This window comes from Limnohabitans sp. T6-5 (genome assembly GCF_003063315.1).
GTDB lineage: Bacteria > Pseudomonadota > Gammaproteobacteria > Burkholderiales > Burkholderiaceae_C > Limnohabitans_A.
The window spans coordinates 172,786-191,471 of the sequence record NZ_NERV01000002.1 but is presented as its reverse complement, the minus strand read 5'-3'; the positions used below and the strand labels follow the sequence as shown (position 1 = coordinate 191,471).

Annotated in this window: 16 protein-coding genes; 5 read left to right on the top strand and 11 right to left on the bottom strand. The window is 58.3% G+C overall.

The genetic code is table 11. The annotated features are described in order from the left end of the window. Positions 1-222: 222 nt before the first annotated feature. The 4 genes from B9Z51_RS06505 to B9Z51_RS06490 all read left to right on the top strand — a co-directional run bounded on the left by B9Z51_RS06505 (position 223) and on the right by B9Z51_RS06490 (position 4,229). Positions 223-1,158 carry a hypothetical protein gene (locus B9Z51_RS06505; protein ID WP_108373014.1) on the top strand — a complete coding sequence of 312 codons (936 nt, stop codon included), beginning with the start codon at positions 223-225 and terminating at the stop codon, positions 1,156-1,158. Between the two features lie 64 nt (positions 1,159-1,222). Further along, complete coding sequence (locus B9Z51_RS06500) at positions 1,223-3,460, top strand: YjbH domain-containing protein (protein ID WP_108373013.1); 2,238 nt, start codon at positions 1,223-1,225, stop codon at positions 3,458-3,460. 116 nt (positions 3,461-3,576) lie between these two features. Further along, a complete protein-coding gene (locus tag B9Z51_RS06495) occupies positions 3,577-3,810 on the top strand; it encodes a plasmid stability protein (RefSeq protein ID WP_108374802.1) in 234 nt (77 codons plus the stop codon). After that, positions 3,807-4,229 carry a type II toxin-antitoxin system VapC family toxin gene (locus B9Z51_RS06490; RefSeq protein ID WP_108373011.1) on the top strand — a complete coding sequence of 141 codons (423 nt, stop codon included), beginning with the start codon at positions 3,807-3,809 and terminating at the stop codon, positions 4,227-4,229. The genes B9Z51_RS06495 and B9Z51_RS06490 overlap by 4 nt, the downstream gene beginning before the upstream one ends. A 658-nt stretch (positions 4,230-4,887) precedes the next feature. On the opposite strand, the gene B9Z51_RS06485 is transcribed toward B9Z51_RS06490, so the two are convergent. The 3 genes from B9Z51_RS06485 to B9Z51_RS06475 all read right to left on the bottom strand — a co-directional run bounded on the left by B9Z51_RS06485 (position 4,888) and on the right by B9Z51_RS06475 (position 7,244). After that, positions 4,888-5,802, bottom strand: coding sequence for a class I SAM-dependent methyltransferase (locus B9Z51_RS06485; RefSeq protein ID WP_108373009.1), 915 nt, complete (start codon positions 5,800-5,802; stop codon positions 4,888-4,890). A gap of 640 nt (positions 5,803-6,442) precedes the next feature. Then, positions 6,443-6,790: an RnfH family protein gene (locus B9Z51_RS06480; protein ID WP_233254859.1), complete on the bottom strand. Its 348-nt coding sequence runs from the start codon at positions 6,788-6,790 to the stop codon at positions 6,443-6,445. A gap of 13 nt (positions 6,791-6,803) precedes the next feature. Then, positions 6,804-7,244, bottom strand: a complete 441-nt coding sequence (locus B9Z51_RS06475; protein ID WP_108373005.1) for a type II toxin-antitoxin system RatA family toxin — start codon at positions 7,242-7,244, stop codon at positions 6,804-6,806. 104 nt (positions 7,245-7,348) lie between these two features. Here B9Z51_RS06475 and smpB point away from each other — a divergent pair, with 104 nt between their 5' ends. After that, positions 7,349-7,837, top strand: a complete 489-nt coding sequence (gene smpB, locus B9Z51_RS06470) for an SsrA-binding protein SmpB (protein WP_053176318.1) — start codon at positions 7,349-7,351, stop codon at positions 7,835-7,837. A gap of 463 nt (positions 7,838-8,300) precedes the next feature. Here the strand turns inward: smpB and B9Z51_RS06465 are convergent, their stop codons facing one another. The 8 genes from B9Z51_RS06465 to rimP form a co-directional block, all read right to left on the bottom strand. After that, positions 8,301-9,383 carry an enoyl-CoA hydratase/isomerase family protein gene (locus B9Z51_RS06465; RefSeq protein WP_108373003.1) on the bottom strand — a complete coding sequence of 361 codons (1,083 nt, stop codon included), beginning with the start codon at positions 9,381-9,383 and terminating at the stop codon, positions 8,301-8,303. Continuing rightward, the gene (locus B9Z51_RS06460; RefSeq protein WP_108373001.1) at positions 9,376-10,260 is read right to left on the bottom strand and encodes a DMT family transporter; all 885 of its coding nucleotides are present in this window, start codon (positions 10,258-10,260) and stop codon (positions 9,376-9,378) included. The genes B9Z51_RS06465 and B9Z51_RS06460 overlap by 8 nt, the downstream gene beginning before the upstream one ends. Before the next feature lie 21 nt (positions 10,261-10,281). Next, on the bottom strand, positions 10,282-12,099 hold the full coding sequence (gene typA, locus B9Z51_RS06455) for a translational GTPase TypA (RefSeq protein ID WP_108372999.1): 1,818 nt from the start codon (positions 12,097-12,099) through the stop codon (positions 10,282-10,284). A gap of 11 nt (positions 12,100-12,110) precedes the next feature. Then, positions 12,111-13,094 carry a tRNA pseudouridine(55) synthase TruB gene (gene truB, locus B9Z51_RS06450; RefSeq protein ID WP_108372997.1) on the bottom strand — a complete coding sequence of 328 codons (984 nt, stop codon included), beginning with the start codon at positions 13,092-13,094 and terminating at the stop codon, positions 12,111-12,113. Beyond that, the gene (gene rbfA / locus B9Z51_RS06445; protein WP_108372995.1) at positions 13,091-13,471 is read right to left on the bottom strand and encodes a 30S ribosome-binding factor RbfA; all 381 of its coding nucleotides are present in this window, start codon (positions 13,469-13,471) and stop codon (positions 13,091-13,093) included. The genes truB and rbfA overlap by 4 nt, the downstream gene beginning before the upstream one ends. Continuing rightward, entirely contained in the window at positions 13,472-16,450 is a 2,979-nt protein-coding gene (gene infB, locus B9Z51_RS06440) for a translation initiation factor IF-2 (protein WP_108372993.1), read from the bottom strand. Between the two features lie 24 nt (positions 16,451-16,474). After that, the gene (gene nusA / locus B9Z51_RS06435) at positions 16,475-17,959 is read right to left on the bottom strand and encodes a transcription termination factor NusA (protein WP_108372991.1); all 1,485 of its coding nucleotides are present in this window, start codon (positions 17,957-17,959) and stop codon (positions 16,475-16,477) included. Positions 17,960-18,032: 73 nt separating this feature from the next. Continuing rightward, positions 18,033-18,596: a ribosome maturation factor RimP gene (rimP, locus tag B9Z51_RS06430; RefSeq protein ID WP_108372989.1), complete on the bottom strand. Its 564-nt coding sequence runs from the start codon at positions 18,594-18,596 to the stop codon at positions 18,033-18,035. Positions 18,597-18,686: the final 90 nt, after the last annotated feature.

Below are 18,686 nucleotides of genomic sequence, written 5' to 3'. Positions count from 1 at the left end.
TTAGTTACAAAAACACCGTATTCGGTATTCATCAACTCAAGAAAATTAGAACTGTCAACACTTCGTCTTTGCGGTTAAAAGCTGCTTTTTCGTGACAATCAAAAAACTCACAAAACTTTAAAAGTTGCAAAAAAAATTCATTAAAGGTTCTTTTTATTGATTTTTACGTTTTCATGGTTTAGTATTTGGCAAAACCTAGATAACTGGTGGCGTTAAAAAATCATGAAAAACTCATTTAGTGCACTCATTGGCGGCTTGACCGTCACTGTTTTGCTCACAGCGTGTGGCGGCGGCAGCCCAGAAAGTCCCGTGGTCAGCAAGGTGCAAACGACGACCGTGCCTGTGTTGGGGGCGGTGTATGGCGCTTCGGTCTTTGTCTACAGCACGGCAGGTCAGCTGCTGAGTTCGGGCAAGACGGATGCAGTCACGGGCAAAGCGGCTTTGTCGATGTCCGCTGAGGTGGCGGGGCCGTTCATTTACAAGGTGGTATTGTCTGGCGGCAGTCGCTATTACGACGAGGGCTTGGATGCGGTGGTCACCGTGGCCCCCACTGAGAGTTTGACTTTGCTGTCATTGGCAACATCGACGTCTGGCGAGGTAGGCGTCACCGCGCTGAGCAACATGGCGGTGAGGCTTGCGGGCGTCTATCCAGAGATGCTGGGGACGAGCGCAACGAGTGGTTTGTCGTTGGACAAGCTGTCTGAGGCGGTGGCCACGGTGATTGCCGTTTTGGGTTTGCCCGCCGACTTTGACTTGTTTGCGGCCCCGGTGGCGGCCAGCCCCAACAACAAGAACCCGGCTTCGGTGTATGGCAAGTTGCTGGCTCAAATGGCCATCAATGCCGGGCCTGGCAACAATGCGTTCACACAAGCGGCCAGTTTGGCGCAAGCGATCAACAACCAAGGGGTGGTGGCCAGCGCCCAGACGCTGGTGGATCTGAACCAGGCTTTGCAGGCATCGGCCGCAGCCATGGGGATGTCGATTTCAGATGCGCAGGCTTTGATCAACGACCCGGCGTTGTTGGCGCAGCAAGTGGCTTTGATCAGGCCCACTGTTCAGGCCAATTTGGCGCCACACGTTGTGGTGACAGCCCCCGTGGTGCCCCACGCAGGGGGCAGCGCCAGTGCCACAGGCGGCGGTACCAGCACATTCAACTGAGCCGCTGTCACAGGCTCTGATTCATTCATCAAGGGAGGCTGCGCACTGTGCGCAGTGATTCAACATGCGTTCAAAATATTTACAAGCCACGTTTTATGTGGTCATGGCGGCCCCCGCTGTAGCACTCGATTTGGGCGTGGGCTCAAACGGCGTGGCGGGGCTGACGGTGTTGCCGATGGCCACGATACCGACGGGGTCGCTGGTGTACCAGTACCAAAACCGGGTCATGGATGCGGACCGCCAAGAAGGTCTGAACCATTCCTTGGCTGTGGGCTTGACGAGTTTTGCGGAATTGGGGCTTCGCACTGCAGACACATCTATCAAACGCAACGGTTATGACGGTGGTGGTGGCATTCGGGATTTATCGGCTTCAGCCAAGTTGCAGTTCAACAATGTGCTGGGCCTGAAGGATTCGCCCTGGAAGCTGGCGGCGGGGGTGACCGACTACGGTGGTGCAGCCACGCTTTTCAGGTCCACCTATGGCGTGCTCACGTATGACCAGCGCGACTGGGCAAGCTCGCTGGGCTATGCCAAGGCTCAAAAAAATTTGAACAATCCGATTCATGGAGTGTTTGGCAGTGCCGCGTTTCAGGCTACGCCTTGGCTGCGTTTGCGGGTGGAGTCGAACCAGGAGCGGTCATGGGCAGGGTTGACGCTGTCCAACGAGAGTTGGCTGGCCAAAATCAATGCGCCAGTGGGGGCCTCTGTGTTTTTGAATGTGGACCAGCAAGTGCGTGGTTTGGCCACGGCTGAAGGACGCAAACCCTGGCTGGGTGTGGGCGTGAACCTGCCGCTGGACTGGAGCATGGGGCGGCAAAGCCCGCCAAGCAGACAGGCACAGGCGGCGTCCATGCCGCAGCAGCAGGCGTTTCAAGCCATGCCGACGGCCCCAGCTGTGGCCTCAGCCGAAACAATGTCCGCTGAAAAAGTGCTGGAGCAATCGCCTGTCGCAACAGTCGCGCCGCAACTCAGTGATGCAGCGTCTTCACCTGCACCCACAACCGACAGTCGCCATGCAGCCATGGACCGCCTGTCCCAGGCCTTGGCTGAGCATGGGTTTGAGGGTATTGATGTGGGGCAGTCGGGCAACACCTTAGTGGTCAAGGTGTCGGACTTTGTGTACGAGCACAGCCTGCTTGATGGCGCGGGCGTGGCCTTGGGCCTGCTCAGCCAGTTGGCGGGTGAGTTTGACAATTACCGTTTGGTGCAAGCTCGTTGGGGCACGCCAAGCGTGGGCTTCAATGGGCAGCTGGCTTGTTTGGCGCAGTGGCTCAAGGCCCTGCCCTGCCCCGCCGACGAAGCGGTGCAGCCGGTTTTCAGAGATCTGGATGAAGCTTTGGTGGGGGTGGACTGGCGGGTGCGCGACCATGCGCCTTACCGCTACAAGCTGCGGGTGAAGCTCAACCCGATCTACAACTATTACTGGGCAACTGAGTATTCCTTGCTGGACTATTCGGTGGGGCTGAACATCAACCCGTTCATTCACCTGTGGGATGGAGGCGCGTTGGAGTTTTCACGTTCGGCGCACATGACCAGCAGCAAGGAGTTTCAACCCGGCGGAAATTTGAGCTACAGCCGCATTCCCGATACAAATCGCCGTGTGTTGCTGCACCACATGCAAAAGCTCAACCATGGCTTGTCGCTGCGAATGAGTGTGGGCGAATTGATGCAGGGCAATGTGCGTGGGGGGCAAACTGAAGCGCGGTGGGATTCTTTGAACGGGGAATGGGCCACGGGGCTCAATCTGTCGCATTGGCAGGCCCCCAAGAACAGCACCTATTTGCCGACTGGCGGCACCAAGCTGGCGTTTGCACGCTATGCGCCCACAGGCACGGATTGGAGTCTGGAGGTGTCCGGGGGCGAGTATTGGTTCAAGGACAAAGGCTTTTCTGCGACTTCGAGTCATTGGTTTGGCGATACCAAGTTCAGCTATTTTGTGCGCCACTCGGTGCCACCAGAGCGCTTTTGGCCAGGCAAACAGTCCATCACCGTGGCAGGGATGGAGCTGACCTTCCCGCTGACACCACGCAGGGCCATGAACGCCGATTCGGGATGGCAGATCAAGGGAACGCCGCGTTTGGGCCTGAGTTTGCTCAGTCCGATCAACCGGGAAACGGAAAATTGGCTGGCCTATTCGAACGGTGCACCGATTTACCAAAAAGCCTGGGTAGAGCCCGCCATTCCAAACTACGCCAGCGCCGTGCTGCTCGATTCAGACCGCGCCAACGCTAGTTATTTTTCGGGCAAGCTGGAACGCTTGCGCTACGCCTATCAACGCTGGGTCATGAAAACGACGCAATGAGCCAGCCGAGTGGGTACATCCCCGTCGGTAAAAAATCGTGCCAAGAGAGCGGTCCTCCAATTGATAGCAAATTAATTGATTGCTATCATTCAGACTCATTTTGAGGAGGAATGGGCATGTCATCAGTCACTGTCAGAAATCTGCCCGAGGCCACTCACCGTGCCCTCAAATTGCGCGCCGCCCAGCATGGCCGAAGCACCGAGGCCGAGATTCGCCTGATTTTGGAAAATGCCGTGACCCCAAAAATCGGCCTGGGCTCGGCCTTGGTGGCGATTGGGCAACAATTGGGTGGCATCGAGCTGAATTTCCCACGCGATAAGCGTCCCGTCGAACCGGCGAGCTTCGAATGATCATTTTGGACACCAACCTGGTGTCAGAACCCCTCAAACCCTTGCCGCATCCCGGGGTCGTCCATTGGCTCAATGCCCAAGAACCTGCGACCCTGTTCATCACCAGCATCAACCTGGCCGAATTGCTGGCGGGCGTGGAAACCATGCCTCAAGGCAAACGTCGTGATGCCTTGGCCCAGGCCTTGGCAAACCAAGTGAGTGCACTTTTTGAAAACCGGATACTGAATTTCAACGCCCGCGCAGCGCAGTGTTTTGCCGCCTGCCTGGCGGGGGCGCAGGCCCAGGGCAACGCGGTGGGCTTTGCAGACTGCGCCATCGCCGCCATCGCCAAAACCCATGGCTTCATCGTGGCCACACGCAACGTTCGTGACTTTCAGGGCATGGGGGTTGAGCTCGTCAATCCTTGGGCCTTGAACTGAAGCGCTCCGATCTTGGCCGCAGTCCATCGCCGACTGAACGCCTTGACAGCACTGGCTGGTCGATATTGATCCGGCACGCTGAAGTTTGAAATGTGTGAGCAATGTCATCCTGTAGGTCGGCACTCGCAGAGTCCGACGTTATGGGTTTGGGCACAGGCCCATGTCGGGGTCTTCGACCACCGACCTACAAATACACGGCCCTCGTAGGTCGGTACTCGCAGAGTCCGACGTTATGGGTTTGGGCACAGGCCAATGTCGGGGTCTTCGACCACCGACCTACAAATACACGGCCCTCGTAGGTCGGTACTCGCAGAGTCCGACGTTATGGGTTTGGGCACAGGCCCATGTCGGAGTCTTCGACCGCCGACCTACAAATACACGGCCCTCGTAGGTCGGCAGTCGCAGAGTCCGAAGTTATGGGTTTGGGCACAGGCCCATGTCGGAGTCTTCGACCGCCGACCTACAAATACACGGCCCTCGTAGGTCGGCACTCGCAGAGTCCGACGTTATGGGTTTGGGCACAGGCCCATGTCGGGGTCTTCGACCACCGACCTACAACATCTATGCGCATTGAAAACTTCACAGGGCCGAATCAATAGCTTGGGCTCCGACATGGGTGGCTTGGGCGCAGGCCGATGTCGGGGCTGAGGCCTTTGACCTACGAAGACGCCAGCCTGTAGTGCAGCACCTTGAGTGATTTTTCAGGGTCTACATCCACAAACGCAGCGGGATTGCTCAGGCGTTCAACAAACTTCAGGCTGGGCGCAGCTTCGGCCACTTGGGTGTGCAGGAACTGGGTGCCCAGCTCGGGGGCGTTCAGGCACAGCAGCACATGGCCTTGGGGTTCGAGCAAATCGGGCAGGCGGCGGATCAGTTTGATGTAGTCCTTGGTGGCGATGAAGCTGCCTTTTTGGTAGCTGGGCGGGTCGATGATGATGATGCCGTAAGGCCCCATTTTGTTGATCTTGCCCCAGGTTTTGAAGATGTCGTGGCCCAGAAATCGGGCCTTGAGGGGCAAGTTGTTGAGGCGGTGATTTTGCTGGCCGATGGCCAGGGCGCCCTGGCTCATGTCGACGTTGACGACCTGGGCCGCGCCGCCTTGCAATGCGGCCACCGAAAACGCGCAGGTATAGGCAAAGAGGTTGAGCACGTTTTCGTGTTGGGCATGACGTTTGAGCCATTCACGGCCATGGGCCATGTCCAGAAACAGGCCGTGGTTCTGACCGCGCAGCACATGCACGAGGTAACGGGCGCCCTGCTCTGTCACCACATGGGGTTCGGGCACGCTGCCGGTCATGAGGCGTGTGTCGGTCTGGCCGGTGGCGCGGCACTGGAAGACCCAATTGAGCGGCTCTCCCGGCGCCAGGGTTTGCCAGCGTTCTTGCAGTGCGTGGTGGCATTGCGCGAGTTCTTCGTCAGTGACCGGCTTGAAGCTGGTCAAGACCCACACGGGCGCAAACCAATCCAGCGTCCATTGTTCGCTGTCGGGATAGACACCGCCCCGACCATGAAACACCCGGTGCGCCTCGGGGGTGTTGTGCATGTGGGCAATGGCGTTGAAAAGGGATTGCATTGGAAATAATGAGCAGGTCAGTGAGGAATGTGTGTCGGCGGATTCAGCCCCGACATGATGCCAGCGTCAAAGCCCGCAAATGTCGGACTCTTCGAGTGCCGACCTACGGGGAAGCCATCGCAGTGGCTGTATTTTCGTAGGTCGGCGGTCGAAGACCCCGGCAGATGCTTGTTCAGCAACTGGGCCGAAATCAGATGCAGCGGTCAACTGTCCATGTCGGACTCTTCGAGTGCCGACCTACGGGGGAAGGCCTGCGGTTTTTGTAGGTCGGTGGTCGAAGACCCCGACATTTGCTTGCACCCCGTCAACGCCCGTGCTTGACGCTAGCGGAACACCAGCAATGTCGGACTCTTCGAGTGCCGACCTACGGGGGAAGGCCTGCGTTTTTTGTAGGTCGGCGGTCGAAGACCCCGACATTTGCTTGCACCCCGTCAACGCCCGTGCTTGACGCTAGCGGAACACCAGCAATGTCGGACTCTTCGAGTGCCGACCTACGGGGGAAGGCCTGCGTTTTTTGTAGGTCGGCGGTCGAAGACCCCGACATTTGCTTGCACCCCGGCAACGCCCGTGCTTGACGCTAGCGGAACACCAGCAATGTCGGACTCTTCGAGTGCAGACCTACGGGATACCAAATTTTGGCTCAATAACCCGCTGCTGAGCCGCTTTTGCGATTGGCGAACAGGCCGGTGCGGCCTTTGCCTTGTCGCTTGAAGCGTTGCCTGCGCGCGACTTTGGGGTCAACTTTCAGGGGGCGGTACAGCTCTACACGATCGCCCTCTTGAACAAGAGCCGTCCAGGCCACTTTGTGGCCCCATATGCCGGGTTGCATGAACTTCAGTTGGGCCGACTCTGTGGGTGACAAGGTTTGCGTGTGTTCCGTGATGAATTGGTCAATCACAGATTGCACCGTGCTGTGTTCTGGCACGCTCAGGGCGCACTCGTGCACTTGGCGCGCTTGCAGGCTCCAGCACAGTGTGATCTGAACCATCGCGGGAGTGGATTCAGGCATAGACCGTTTCGGCGCGTTTGACAAAAGCATCGACCAAGCTGGCGGCGATTTTGTCGAAGACCGGACCCACCAATGCGGCCAGGGTTTTGCTGGAAAAACCGTATTGCAGGTCCAGCTCGACCTTGCAGGCGCGTTGTGTGCCATCGCCCACGGGGATGAATCGCCACATGCCGCTCAGGTTGGAAAACGGCCCTTTGACCAGACTCATGCCCACCGAGCGCCCAGTTTCGTGTGTGTTGCGGGTGACGAAGCTTTGGTGGATGCCGCCCAGGCTGATGCCCACTTCGGCGAGCATGCCGTGTTCATCGCTTTCGAGCACGCGGGCTTGGTCGCACCAGGGCAAAAAATCGGGGTATCGGGCCACGTCGATGACGAGGCGAAACATTTCATCAGGGCTGTACCAGATGAGGACGGACTTGTGGATATTCTTCATACAATGCTCAGAGTGCTGGGATTGTAGTTTTTTCATCCGGCCACTTTGCTTGCAGCTGGGCTGCATACCCTTGCGAACGGCCCGGCCGTCCTTATCTGCTCACCATGGCCACCTCCAAAAAATCAACAGCCGCCCCCACTTTTGCCAAGATCGCCGAGAACAAAAAGGCGGCTTTTGACTATTTTTTCGAAGAACGCTACGAGGCGGGCATGGTGCTCGAAGGCTGGGAGGTCAAGGCCATTCGCGAAGGCAAGGTGCAGCTGACCGACGGCTACGTGGTGATCCGCAATGGCGAGTTGTTCATCATTGGCTGCCTGATCAACCCGCTCAAAACGGCATCAACCCACATCAACCCCGAGGCCGCACGCACGCGCAAACTGCTGCTGAACAAGGAAGAGATCAAGCGCCTGATCGGCAAGATCGAGCAAAAGGGTTACACCCTGGTGCCGATCAATTTGCATTGGAAATCAGGCAAGGTGAAATGCGACATCGCGCTGGCCAAGGGCAAGGCCGAGCACGACAAGCGCAACACCATCAAGGACCGCGAAGGCAAACGCGAAGTCGAACGCGTGATGAAAAGCCGCCACCGTTAAAGCCCGATGGGCTAATTTGTAGGTCGGTGGTCGAAGACCCCGACATGGGCCTGTGCCGAAGCCTGCAAACGTTGGACTCTTCGAGTGCCGACCTACGAGTTGCGACCGTTATTGGCTAATTTGTAGGTCGGTGGTCGAAGACCCCGACATGGGCTGCGCCAAGACCGCAAACGTCGGACTCTGCGAGTGCCGACCTACGGAATGCCCTTCATGACGCAGTAATAACATTCGAGCCCGATATGAATTTGTAGGTCGGTGGTCGAAGACCCCGACATGGGCTGCGCCAAGACCGCAAACGTCGGACTCTGCGAGTGCCGACCTACGGAATGCCCTTCATGACGCAGGAATAACGTTCGAGCCCGATATGAATTTGTAGGTCGGTGGTCGAAGACCCCGACATGGGCCTGCGCCAAGACCTGCAAACGTCGGACTCTGCGAGTGCTGACCTGCGGAAGACGGCGGATCAGCTCAGTTCACGCAAGGGGTGGGCGTGTGCGGGCCAGGGGCTGACGAAAAAGGTTGCCACTTCGGCGGCATCCACGTCTTCGACACGCGCGGGTTTCCAATTCGGGCTGTGGTCTTTGTCCACCGCGAGTGCGCGGATGCCTTCGACGGTTTCGCTGTCGTTGACGGCTCGCAAGGCGAAGCAGTGGCGCACCAGATCGCGTTCCATGCGCAGGTCATCGGCCAGGCTCATGGTGCGGGCGCGGCGAATTTGCTCAAGCACCACGTTCAGCATCAAGGGCGAGCGTTGGCGCAAGGTCTTGGCCGTCTGCACCGACCATTCATCGCTGGCCGATTCGAGCTTTTCCAAGATCTCGCCGACCGTGGGCAAGGCAAACGAAGCATCTATTTCTGAGAGATGGGGCAGCCCGGTTTTTTGCAGATGGTCAAAGCGTGTGGTGACCCAGCGTTCGACGGCTGCGCCATTTTCAAACGGTGTTTCGATCAAGGTTTGCCACAGGTGGGCCAGTTTGCCTGAGGCGACCAGGCCATCGGCGAGGCCCGCGTGCACGGCGTCTTCACCTTGCAGCATGTGGCCGGTCAGGCCCAGGTATTCACCCAAACGGCCTGCGCAGCGGCTGAGGAAGTAACCACCGCCGACATCGGGGAACAAGCCAATGTTGGTCTCGGGCATGGCCATCTTGCTGCGCTCGGTGACCACACGTACGCTCGCGCCCTGGCTGATGCCCATGCCACCGCCCATGACGATGCCGTCCATCAGCGCGATGTAGGGCTTGGGGTAGGTGTGAATGAGGTGGTTCAGGCGGTACTCTTCGGTGAAGAAGTCTTCCAGTTGTGGATTGCCCGCTGTGGCCGCCGCATGAAAAAACCGGATATCGCCACCCGCACAAAAAGCACCAAAAGGCCCTTCTTTGTTGGTGCCGCGAACGGCCACTGCCAGCACTTGCGGGTCGTTTTGCCAGGCCAGCAAAGCGGCCGTGATGTGGCGAACCATGTCCAGCGACAAGGCATTGAGCGCCTTGGGACGGTTCAAGGTGAGGCAGCCTATGCGGCCTTCAATTTGTGCGATGACATCAGACATTGTTTTGTCTCCAGCCTAACCATTGGTTCATGAGCAACGCCCCCAGGACCAGGGAGCCCCCTAACAACACACTCGCTTGCGGTGCTTCGTTGGCCCCCCACCAAGCCAGCGCGATGCCAAAAACGATTTCCAGCAAAGCCAGCAAGGCCACTTCGGGGGCTTTCAGCACGCGCGCGCAGACCACCGACAAAGCACAGGGAATGGCCAACTGAAACAGACCGAGCACTGCCAGCCAACCCACATCATGCGCCGAGGCTTGAAAAGGCATGGCCAGGGGCAGTGTGAGCAATGAAGAAATGAGGGCTCCGAGCAAGACCGAAGGCACGAGGTCAAGCTTCTGACCTTCGCTTTGGCTTTTTTGCACAAGCGTCCATTGCACCGCACCGGCGATGGGCACACACAAAGCCACCAAAGAACCTATCAGGAAGTTGGGGGCACCCAAACTCAGTTGGGAGGCATACATCCAGCCAATGCCAATGCCCGCGAGCACGATGGCGCCCCAGGTACGCCGGGGCAATAGGTGCCCCAGAAAGATGCGGGTGATCAGGGCGGTGAGCAAAGGGCCCAGCGCCATGGTGATGAGGACATTGGCCACCGCTGTCAGCGTGAGGGCCAGCATGAAGGCGGTGAACATGACACTCCAGCACACGCCAGAGAGCCAAAAATAAGGGCTGCGCCAGGGCATGCGGGACCACACGCCCCTGCCCTGCCACAGCGGGAGGATGATCACCAGCGACAGCATCGTGAAGAAGCTGCGCCAGAACGTCACCTCAAAACTGCGGGCTTGTTCCAGATGGCGGGTGACAACGCCGGCCATGGACCACATGGCTGTGACCAGGACCATCATTGCCACCGCTTGGCCATGCCGGAGTTTCATGTCAAGCCCCGCAGTTTCAGATCACTTGTTGCGCTTGCGGTCGCTTTCCTTCAGGAAGCGCTTGCGCAGACGCACGCTCTTGGGCGTGATTTCGACCAGCTCGTCGTCCTCGATGAACTCGACGCCGTATTCCAGGGTCAGGTCAATCGGAGGCGTGATCTTGATCGCGTCTTCCTTGCCGGACACACGGAAGTTGGTCAGCTGCTTGGTGCGGGTGGCGTTGACCACCAAGTCGTTGTCACGGCTGTGGATGCCGACGATCATGCCTTCGTACACCGGATCGTTCGCCTTGACGAACATGCGGCCACGGTCGTCGAGCTTGCCCAGGGCGTAGGTGAAGATTTCACCGTCGTCCATGGAGATCAGCACGCCGTTCTTGCGGCCACCGATTTCACCTTTGTGTGGCTCGTAGCCGTCAAAGATGTTGGAGATCAGGCCCGAGCCACGGGTCAGGTTCAGGAATTCGTTGGAGAAACCGATCAGGCCACGGGCCGGGATGCGGTATTCCAAACGGACGCGACCGCGGCCATCGGGTTCCATGTTGACCAACTCGCCCTTGCGCTCGCCCAGGGCTTGCATGACGCCGCCCTGGTGGGTTTCTTCGATGTCGGCCGTGACCAACTCGATAGGCTCATGGCGTTCGCCGTCCACATCGCGGAACAGCACGCGTGGCTTGGACACAGCCAGCTCGTAGCCTTCGCGGCGCATGTTTTCCAGCAAGATGGTCAGGTGCAATTCACCGCGACCCATGACTTCAAAGATACCTTCTTCGTCAGTTTCGTTAACGCGCAGGGCCACGTTGTGTTGCAGTTCTTTTTGCAGGCGGTCCCAGATTTGACGGCTGGTGACGAACTTGCCTTCACGGCCTGCCAATGGCGAGGTGTTCACGCAGAAGTTCATGGTCAGTGTCGGCTCGTCCACCTTCAGCATGGGCAGCGGTGCGGGATTGGCCGGATCGGTCACGGTCACGCCGATGTTCAAGTCGGCAATGCCGTTGATCAAAACGATGTCGCCAGGACCGGCTTCGGTCACTTGCACGCGGTCCAGACCCTGGAATGTCAGCACTTGGTTGACGCGGCCTTTGATGGACGAGCCGTCTGGGCCTTCCATGACGATCACGTCCATGTTGGGCTTGATGGTGCCCTGGCTGATGCGGCCCACGCCGATACGACCCACGAAGGTCGAAAAATCGAGTGCCGAAATTTGCAGTTGCAAAGGGGCTGCTGGGTCACCCGAGTTGGGTTTGACGTGCTTGAGCACAGTGTTGAACAGGGCCGACATGTCAGGACCCCACTGTTCACCAGGAGCGCCCTCTTCCATGGATGTCCAGCCGTTGATACCGGAGGCATACACCACTGGGAAGTCGAGTTGCTCGTCGGTGGCGCCGAGTTTGTCGAACAGGTCAAAGGCTGCGTTCACGACTTTGTCGGGGTTGGCGCCGGGTTTGTCGACTTTGTTCACGACCACGATGGGCTTGAGGCCCAAGGCCAAAGCTTTTTTGGTCACGAAACGGGTCTGAGGCATGGGGCCTTCTTGCGCGTCGATCAACAGCACCACGCCGTCAACCATGGACAGGGCACGTTCCACTTCACCGCCGAAGTCCGCGTGTCCGGGCGTGTCGACGATGTTGATGTGGGTGCCTTCCCAGCTCACGGCACAGTTTTTGGCCAGGATGGTGATGCCGCGCTCGCGTTCGATGGCGTTGTTGTCCATCACGGTGTCGACCACTTTTTCGTGGTCAGCGAAGGTTCCGGATTGGCGCAGAAGTTGGTCGACCATGGTGGTTTTACCGTGGTCAACGTGCGCGATGATGGCGATGTTGCGAATTTGCTTGCTCATGCTTTCTTCCTTTAAACCTGCGCGGCCAGCAACGGCTCGGTAACAGGCGATCTTTCCAAAATCTGTTGAATTTCGATCGGGCTCAACAATCGACCCGGAATCAATTCGCCGCTTTGTACATGCGCTGTTCCCAGCAATGCACGAGGATGTTCTCCATAAACGGCCACATGATCACAATCAACCCAAGGGCCGCGTCGGCGCACCCCACTCAAAAATCTTCCGGCGTTTTCGCTGTCCAGACTCACTTCGGTGTAGCCCGGCAGCAAGACGTCCACTGGCTGCAAAGCGCTCATGCGCTCGTCTTCAGCCATGGCCTCCAGGGCTTGCAGCGTCACGCACTGGGACGCATCAAACGGCCCGGTCACCACCCGGCGCAGCGCGCTCAAGTGTCCGCCACAGCCCAACGCCTCAGCGATGTCTTCGCCCAGCGTGCGGATGTAGGTGCCCTTGCTGCACGCCACGCGCAAACGCAAAAACGGTGCATCACCTTGCAGCTGCATGTCCAGCAGTTCCAGGTCATGGATCACCACGTTGCGCGGCTCGCGCTCCACGGTTTCGCCATTGCGGGCGTATTCGTACAAGGCTTTGCCGTCCTTTTTCAAGGCGCTGTGCATCGGTGGCACCTGGCTGATGGGGCCCATGAAACGGTCCAGCACTTCCACCACCATGCCCGGCGTGCATGTCACGTCCCGGGTCTCCATCACTTCACCTTCGGCGTCGGCCGTGGTGGTTTTCACACCAAGGCGGACAGTGGTTTCATACACCTTGTCAGCATCAAGATGCTGCTGACTGAATTTGGTCGCCGCACCAAAGCACAAGGGCAACACGCCCGTGGCCAAGGGGTCGAGCGTGCCTGTGTGGCCTGCTTTTTCAGCACGCAGCAACCACTTGGCCTTTTGCAAAGCCTGGTTGCTGGATAAACCCAGGGGTTTGTCAAGCAACAACACCCCGTGCACAGGGCGCCGCTGCACCCTGGTGCGGGGCGCGGTCGTCATTCTTCGGCGTCTTTTGCACGAGAGGCCACAGCCTTGGAGATCAAGGCGTTCATGTCGGAGGCGCGCTCGGTGGTGCGGTCAAACATGAAGTGGAGTGTGGGCACGGTGTGGATGTGCAGTCGCTTGAACAAACCATTGCGCAAGAAACCCGCAGCTGCGTTCAGGCCTTCAGTGGCTTCGTCGGGGTTGCCGGTCAAGACACTGAAGAACACTTTGGCATGGGCGTAGTCGGGTGTCACCTCGACCGCGTTGATCGTGACCATGCCCACACGTGGGTCTTTCAACTCACGCGCGATCAACTCGGCCAGATCGCGCTGGATCTGGTCGGCCACGCGGAAACCGCGGTTCGGTACGGATGAAACCTTTTTACGGGCCATTTACAGCGTTCTCGCGATTTCCTTGACTTCGAAGAATTCGAGTTGATCGCCTTCTTTGATGTCGTTGTAGTTTTTGAGCTTGATACCACACTCGAAGCCTTCTTTGACTTCGCGCACGTCGTCCTTGAGGCGCTTGAGCGAATCGAGCTCACCGGTGTAGATGACCACGTTGTCACGCAACAGGCGGAACTTGGCGTTGCGGGTGACTTGACCCGAAGTGACCATACAGCCTGCGACGGTACCGATTTTGGAGGCGACGAACACGGTACGGATTTCGGCCATACCCATGATTTCTTCGCGCTGCTCGGGTGCCAACATGCCCGACATGGCGGCTTTGAGTTCATCCACAGCGTCATAAATGATGTTGTAGTAATGAACGTCAACGCCGTTGCCTTCGGCCAGTTTGCGGGCGCCTGCATCGGCACGCACGTTGAAACCGATCACGATGGCCTTGGAGGCGATGGCCAGGTTGATGTCCGACTCGCTGATACCACCCACGCCGGAATAGACCAACTGGACTTTCACCTCGTCGGTTGACAGCTTGAGCAAGGATGCGCCCAGGGCTTCTTGCGAACCTTGCACGTCGGCCTTGATGATGATCGGCAGCATCTTGACTTCGCCCGCAGACATGTCGGTGAACATGTTTTCGAGCTTGGCCGCTTGTTGCTTGGCCAGCTTGGTGTTGCGGAACTTGCCTGCGCGGTAAGTGGCGATTTCGCGGGCACGACGCTCATCGGTCATGACCATGAACTCGTCACCGGCTTGCGGCACTTCGGTCAGACCTTGAATTTCGACCGGGATCGATGGGCCTGCCGATTTGATGGCAGCGCCGTTTTCATCGAGCATGGCGCGCACGCGGCCAAAGGTCTGGCCAGCCAGCACCACGTCACCGGTGTTCAGGGTACCCGACTGCACCAGGATGGTGGCCACGGGGCCGCGACCTTTGTCCAGACGCGCTTCGATGACCAAGCCCTTGGCGGCAGCAGCCACCGGGGCCTTGAGTTCCAGCACTTCGGCTTGCAAGAGCACTTGCTCGAGCAAGTCGTCAATGCCCATGCCGGTCTTGGCAGACACAGAGACGAATGGCGAATCGCCACCGAACTCTTCGGGCACGACTTCTTCGGCGATCAGCTCGGCGCGAACGCGTTCGATGTTCGAGTCGGGCTTGTCCATCTTGTTGATGGCCACCACGATGGGCACACCGGCCGCTTTGGCGTGTTTGATGGCTTCTTTGGTCTGGGGCATGACACCGTCGTCACCCGCAACCACCAGGATGACGATGTCGGTGGCTTGCGCACCACGGGCACGCATGGCCGTGAAGGCCTCGTGACCTGGGGTGTCCAGGAAAGAAATCATGCCGCGTGGTGTTTCCACGTGGTAAGCACCGATGTGCTGTGTGATGCCACCAGCCTCACCCGATGCCACTTTGGCACGGCGGATGTAATCGAGCAGCGAAGTTTTACCGTGGTCAACGTGGCCCATGACGGTCACCACTGGGGCACGCGGCAAGGATTCGGCGTTTTGATCGGACACTTCTTCGTCGGTGAAGGCTTCTGGATCATCCAGTGCTGCAATCACGGCCTTGTGGCCCATTTCTTCCACCACGATCATGGCGGTGTCTTGGTCCAGTGGCTGGTTCATGGTGGCCATCTGACCCAGCTTCATCAGGTGTTTGATGACTTCAGAAGCCTTGATGGCCATCTTGTGCGCCAATTCGGACACGGTGATGGTTTCTGGGACGTGGACTTCCAGCACGCGAACTTCTGCGGGGGCAGCGCTGTGGTGCGAATCATCACGGTCGCGTTCGTTGCCGCGACGTCCACGGGGACCGCCACGCCAGTTGTTGCGGCCCACACCACCGCTGGAATCTCCACGGGTGGGAATGGCTTTTTTCTTGGCCGGATCACCCGCCCAGCTGGATGACAGCTTGGCAGATTTGACTTCTTTGTTGCCACCGGGCGATGCGGGCTCGGCCGCTTTGGCCGCAGCTGCTGCGGCTGCACGAGCGCCAGGTGCGGGTGTGCCTGCAGGCTTGTGCAAGGTGCCTTTGACAGCCGCTTTGGCTTCGACTTTGGGCTCTTCCTTTTTCGCAATGAGCACCTTCTTGGGGGCATTCATCATGTTGCGAATGGCTTCAGCTTCGGCCAGTGCCTTGCGACGACGCTCATCCAGATCGCGTGCGCGTGCTGCTTCTTCGTCAGCGCGGGCTTTGGATTCAGCGGCTGCTTTTTGGGCAGCTGCTTCACGGGCTTCTTGATCGGCTTTGGCTTTTTCGGCGGCTTTGGTCGCAGCGATTTCGGCTGCAGACACCACCGGTGCTGCTGGCTTGGCTTGTTGCTGCGATGCGGCGTTGATGCTGGCGGCTTCGGCGCGGGCACGTTGCTCACGCTCTTCGCGGCTCAATGCAGGCTTGGCGACTTCTGCGGCGGCGGCAGCTTGAGCTGCGGCTTGCGCGGCAGCCTTGGCTTCGGCTTGGGCCTGCTGCTCTTGCGCCAGAGCTTGCGCACGTTGTGCAGCTTCTTGCTCTTCGCGAGCACGGCGCTTTTCAGACAGCTCTTCTTCCTGACGACGGATCAGCTCGGCTTGACGGCGCGCTTCTTCTTCGCGGCGGGCCAGTTCAGCATGGTCAATCACGGGCTCTTGAGGTTCTTGCACCTGTGGCTCATTGACGGGTTCATCTTCGCGCTTGATCAGGGTGCGCTTTTTGCGCACTTCGACCTGGATCGTGCGGGCTTTGCCCGAGGCGTCGGCTTGCTTGATCTCACTGGTGGATTTTTTCACCAGGGTGATTTTTTTGCGATCGCCTGCTTGGGTGCCATGACTGGCTTGCAGGTAACCAAGCAATTTTTGCTTGTCAGCATCATTCAGCGTGTCGCTGTCAGAGCTTTTGGCAACCCCTGCGGAGCGCAATTGCTCCAGCAAGACATCGGCAGATTTTTTGAGTTCGTTTGCGAACTCGGCAACAGTGGTACTGGACATATTGTGTTCAAGCCTCCATCAGCTTCAGGCCTGGCCTGCGAACCAATGTTCGCGGGCTTTCATGATCAGGGCGGTGGCCTCTTCGGCGTTTTGACCGGTGATATCGGTCAATTCGTCGGTGGCCAGGTCAGCCAGGTCATCACGGGTATGGATACCCGCTTCGACCAGCTTGGAAATCAGCTCAGGCGTCAGGCCTGGCAAATCACGCAAATCTTGCGATACATCGTCAACGCTCTCTTCACGAGCGATTTCCATGGTGAGCAAGGCGTCTTTGGCACGCGCGCGCAGTTCGTTGATCGTGTCTTCGTCGAAGCTTTCGATCTCCAGCATTTCCTGGATGGGCACGTAGGCCACTTCTTCGAGGCTGGTGAAACCTTCTTCGATCAGGATGTCGGCAATTTCCTGGTCTACGTCGAGCTTTTCCATGAACAGCTGGCGGATACCGGTGGTTTCTTCGGCCTGCTTTTGGGCAGACTCGGCCGCGTCCATGATGTTGATCTTCCAGCCCGTGAGGTCAGAAGCCAGGCGGACGTTTTGACCACCACGGCCAATCGCAATGGCCAGGTTTTCTTCGTCCACTACCACGTCCATGGCGTGCTTTTCTTCGTCCACCACGATGGACTGCACGTTGGCCGGAGCCAGGGCGCCAATCACAAACTGGGCGGGGTCTTCGCTCCACAACACGATGTCTACGCGTTCGCCAGCGAGTTCGTTGGTCACGGCGTTCACACGGGTGCCACGCACGCCAACGCAGGTGCCGATGGGGTCCACGCGCTTGTCATGCGAGAGCACGGCAATTTTGGCGCGAGAGCCTGGGTCACGGGCGCAGGTCTTGATTTCGAGCAAGCCTTGTTCAATTTCGGGTACTTCCTGACGGAACAGCTCGATCATGAATTCGGGTGCAGAACGCGACAAGATGATGGGGGCGCCACGCAGGGTCAGGTCCACTTCCATGATCATGGCGCGCACGCGGTCGCCGCTGCGCAGGTTTTCCTTGGGGATCATTTCGCTGCGACGCAGGCGGCCCTCAACGCGACCGGCTTCACAAATCAGGTCACCCTTGTCCATGCGCTTGACCGTGCCGACAAAAATCTTTTCGCCACGCGACATGAAGTCGTTGAGCAGCATTTCGCGCTCAGCGTCACGGATTTTTTGCAAGATCACCTGCTTGGCGGCCATGGCGCCAATGCGGCCAATGGGCAAGGATTCGATCGGCTCTTCGATGTACTCGTCGATTTCGATGTCAGGAATTTGCTCTTTGGCTTCGAACAGCAGGATTTCCTGGTCAGGCTGCTGCAAACCGGCTTCATCGGGCACCACATGCCAGCGGCGGAAAGTTTCGTAGTTGCCGCTGTCGCGGTCCACCGCCACGCGGATGTCCACTTCGCCGGAATACAGTTTTTTGGTGGCTTGCGCCAAAGCGGCTTCCACAGCACCAAACACCACGTCGCGCTCAACGTTCTTTTCACGTGAGATGGCTTCGACCAACATCAACATTTCGCGATTCATGACTCGACTCTCCTGTTCCACTGGGCCTGGAATTCAGACCCGATAAAAATGCTTAACCACCTGAGGCCTGTTTTCAGGCTTGACCTTTGGGCTTGCGCCCTTTGAAATCGACCACAGGCGCCAATCGGGCACCCTGCAATTCATCCAGCGTGAATCCCAGCGCATGCAAAGGCGCAGGCACTCGTTTCTTGCTGATTCTTTGACCGGGCTTGACAGCAGGCTCATCACTCCAGACGACCTGCCAGCCATGGCCTTGGGCAGCGCGTTCGAGCGTGCCACGGAATTTTTTGCGGTTGGCACTGACCATGCCTGCCGCGTTTTCGCCCATGGGGGCCTTGAGGGTGATGTCGATCAATTCGCCAACAAAACGCTCGAAATCTTTTTCATGCCGCAGTGGGCGGTCAATGCCTGGCGAAGAGACTTCCAGGCGGTTGTAGGTCACGCCGTCCACTTCGAGGGCAAATTGAAGTTGCCGGTTGACCTTTTCACAGTCTTCCACATTGATGAACAGATCGGAGCCGGGCTGCCATGGCCAATCGATGGTGATGCGCAACAAGCCGCCGGCTGAGCGCTCTATCTCGACCAGGTCATAGCCCAGGCCGGTAACGGTTTCTTCAACGATTTGCTGCAATGCCACAGAACTTCGAAATGCCAAACTTAAAAAGGAAAGACCCAAAAAAAACGGGCGGTGAAAACCCGCCCGTTTGGTCGTGAAGCTCGTATTCTA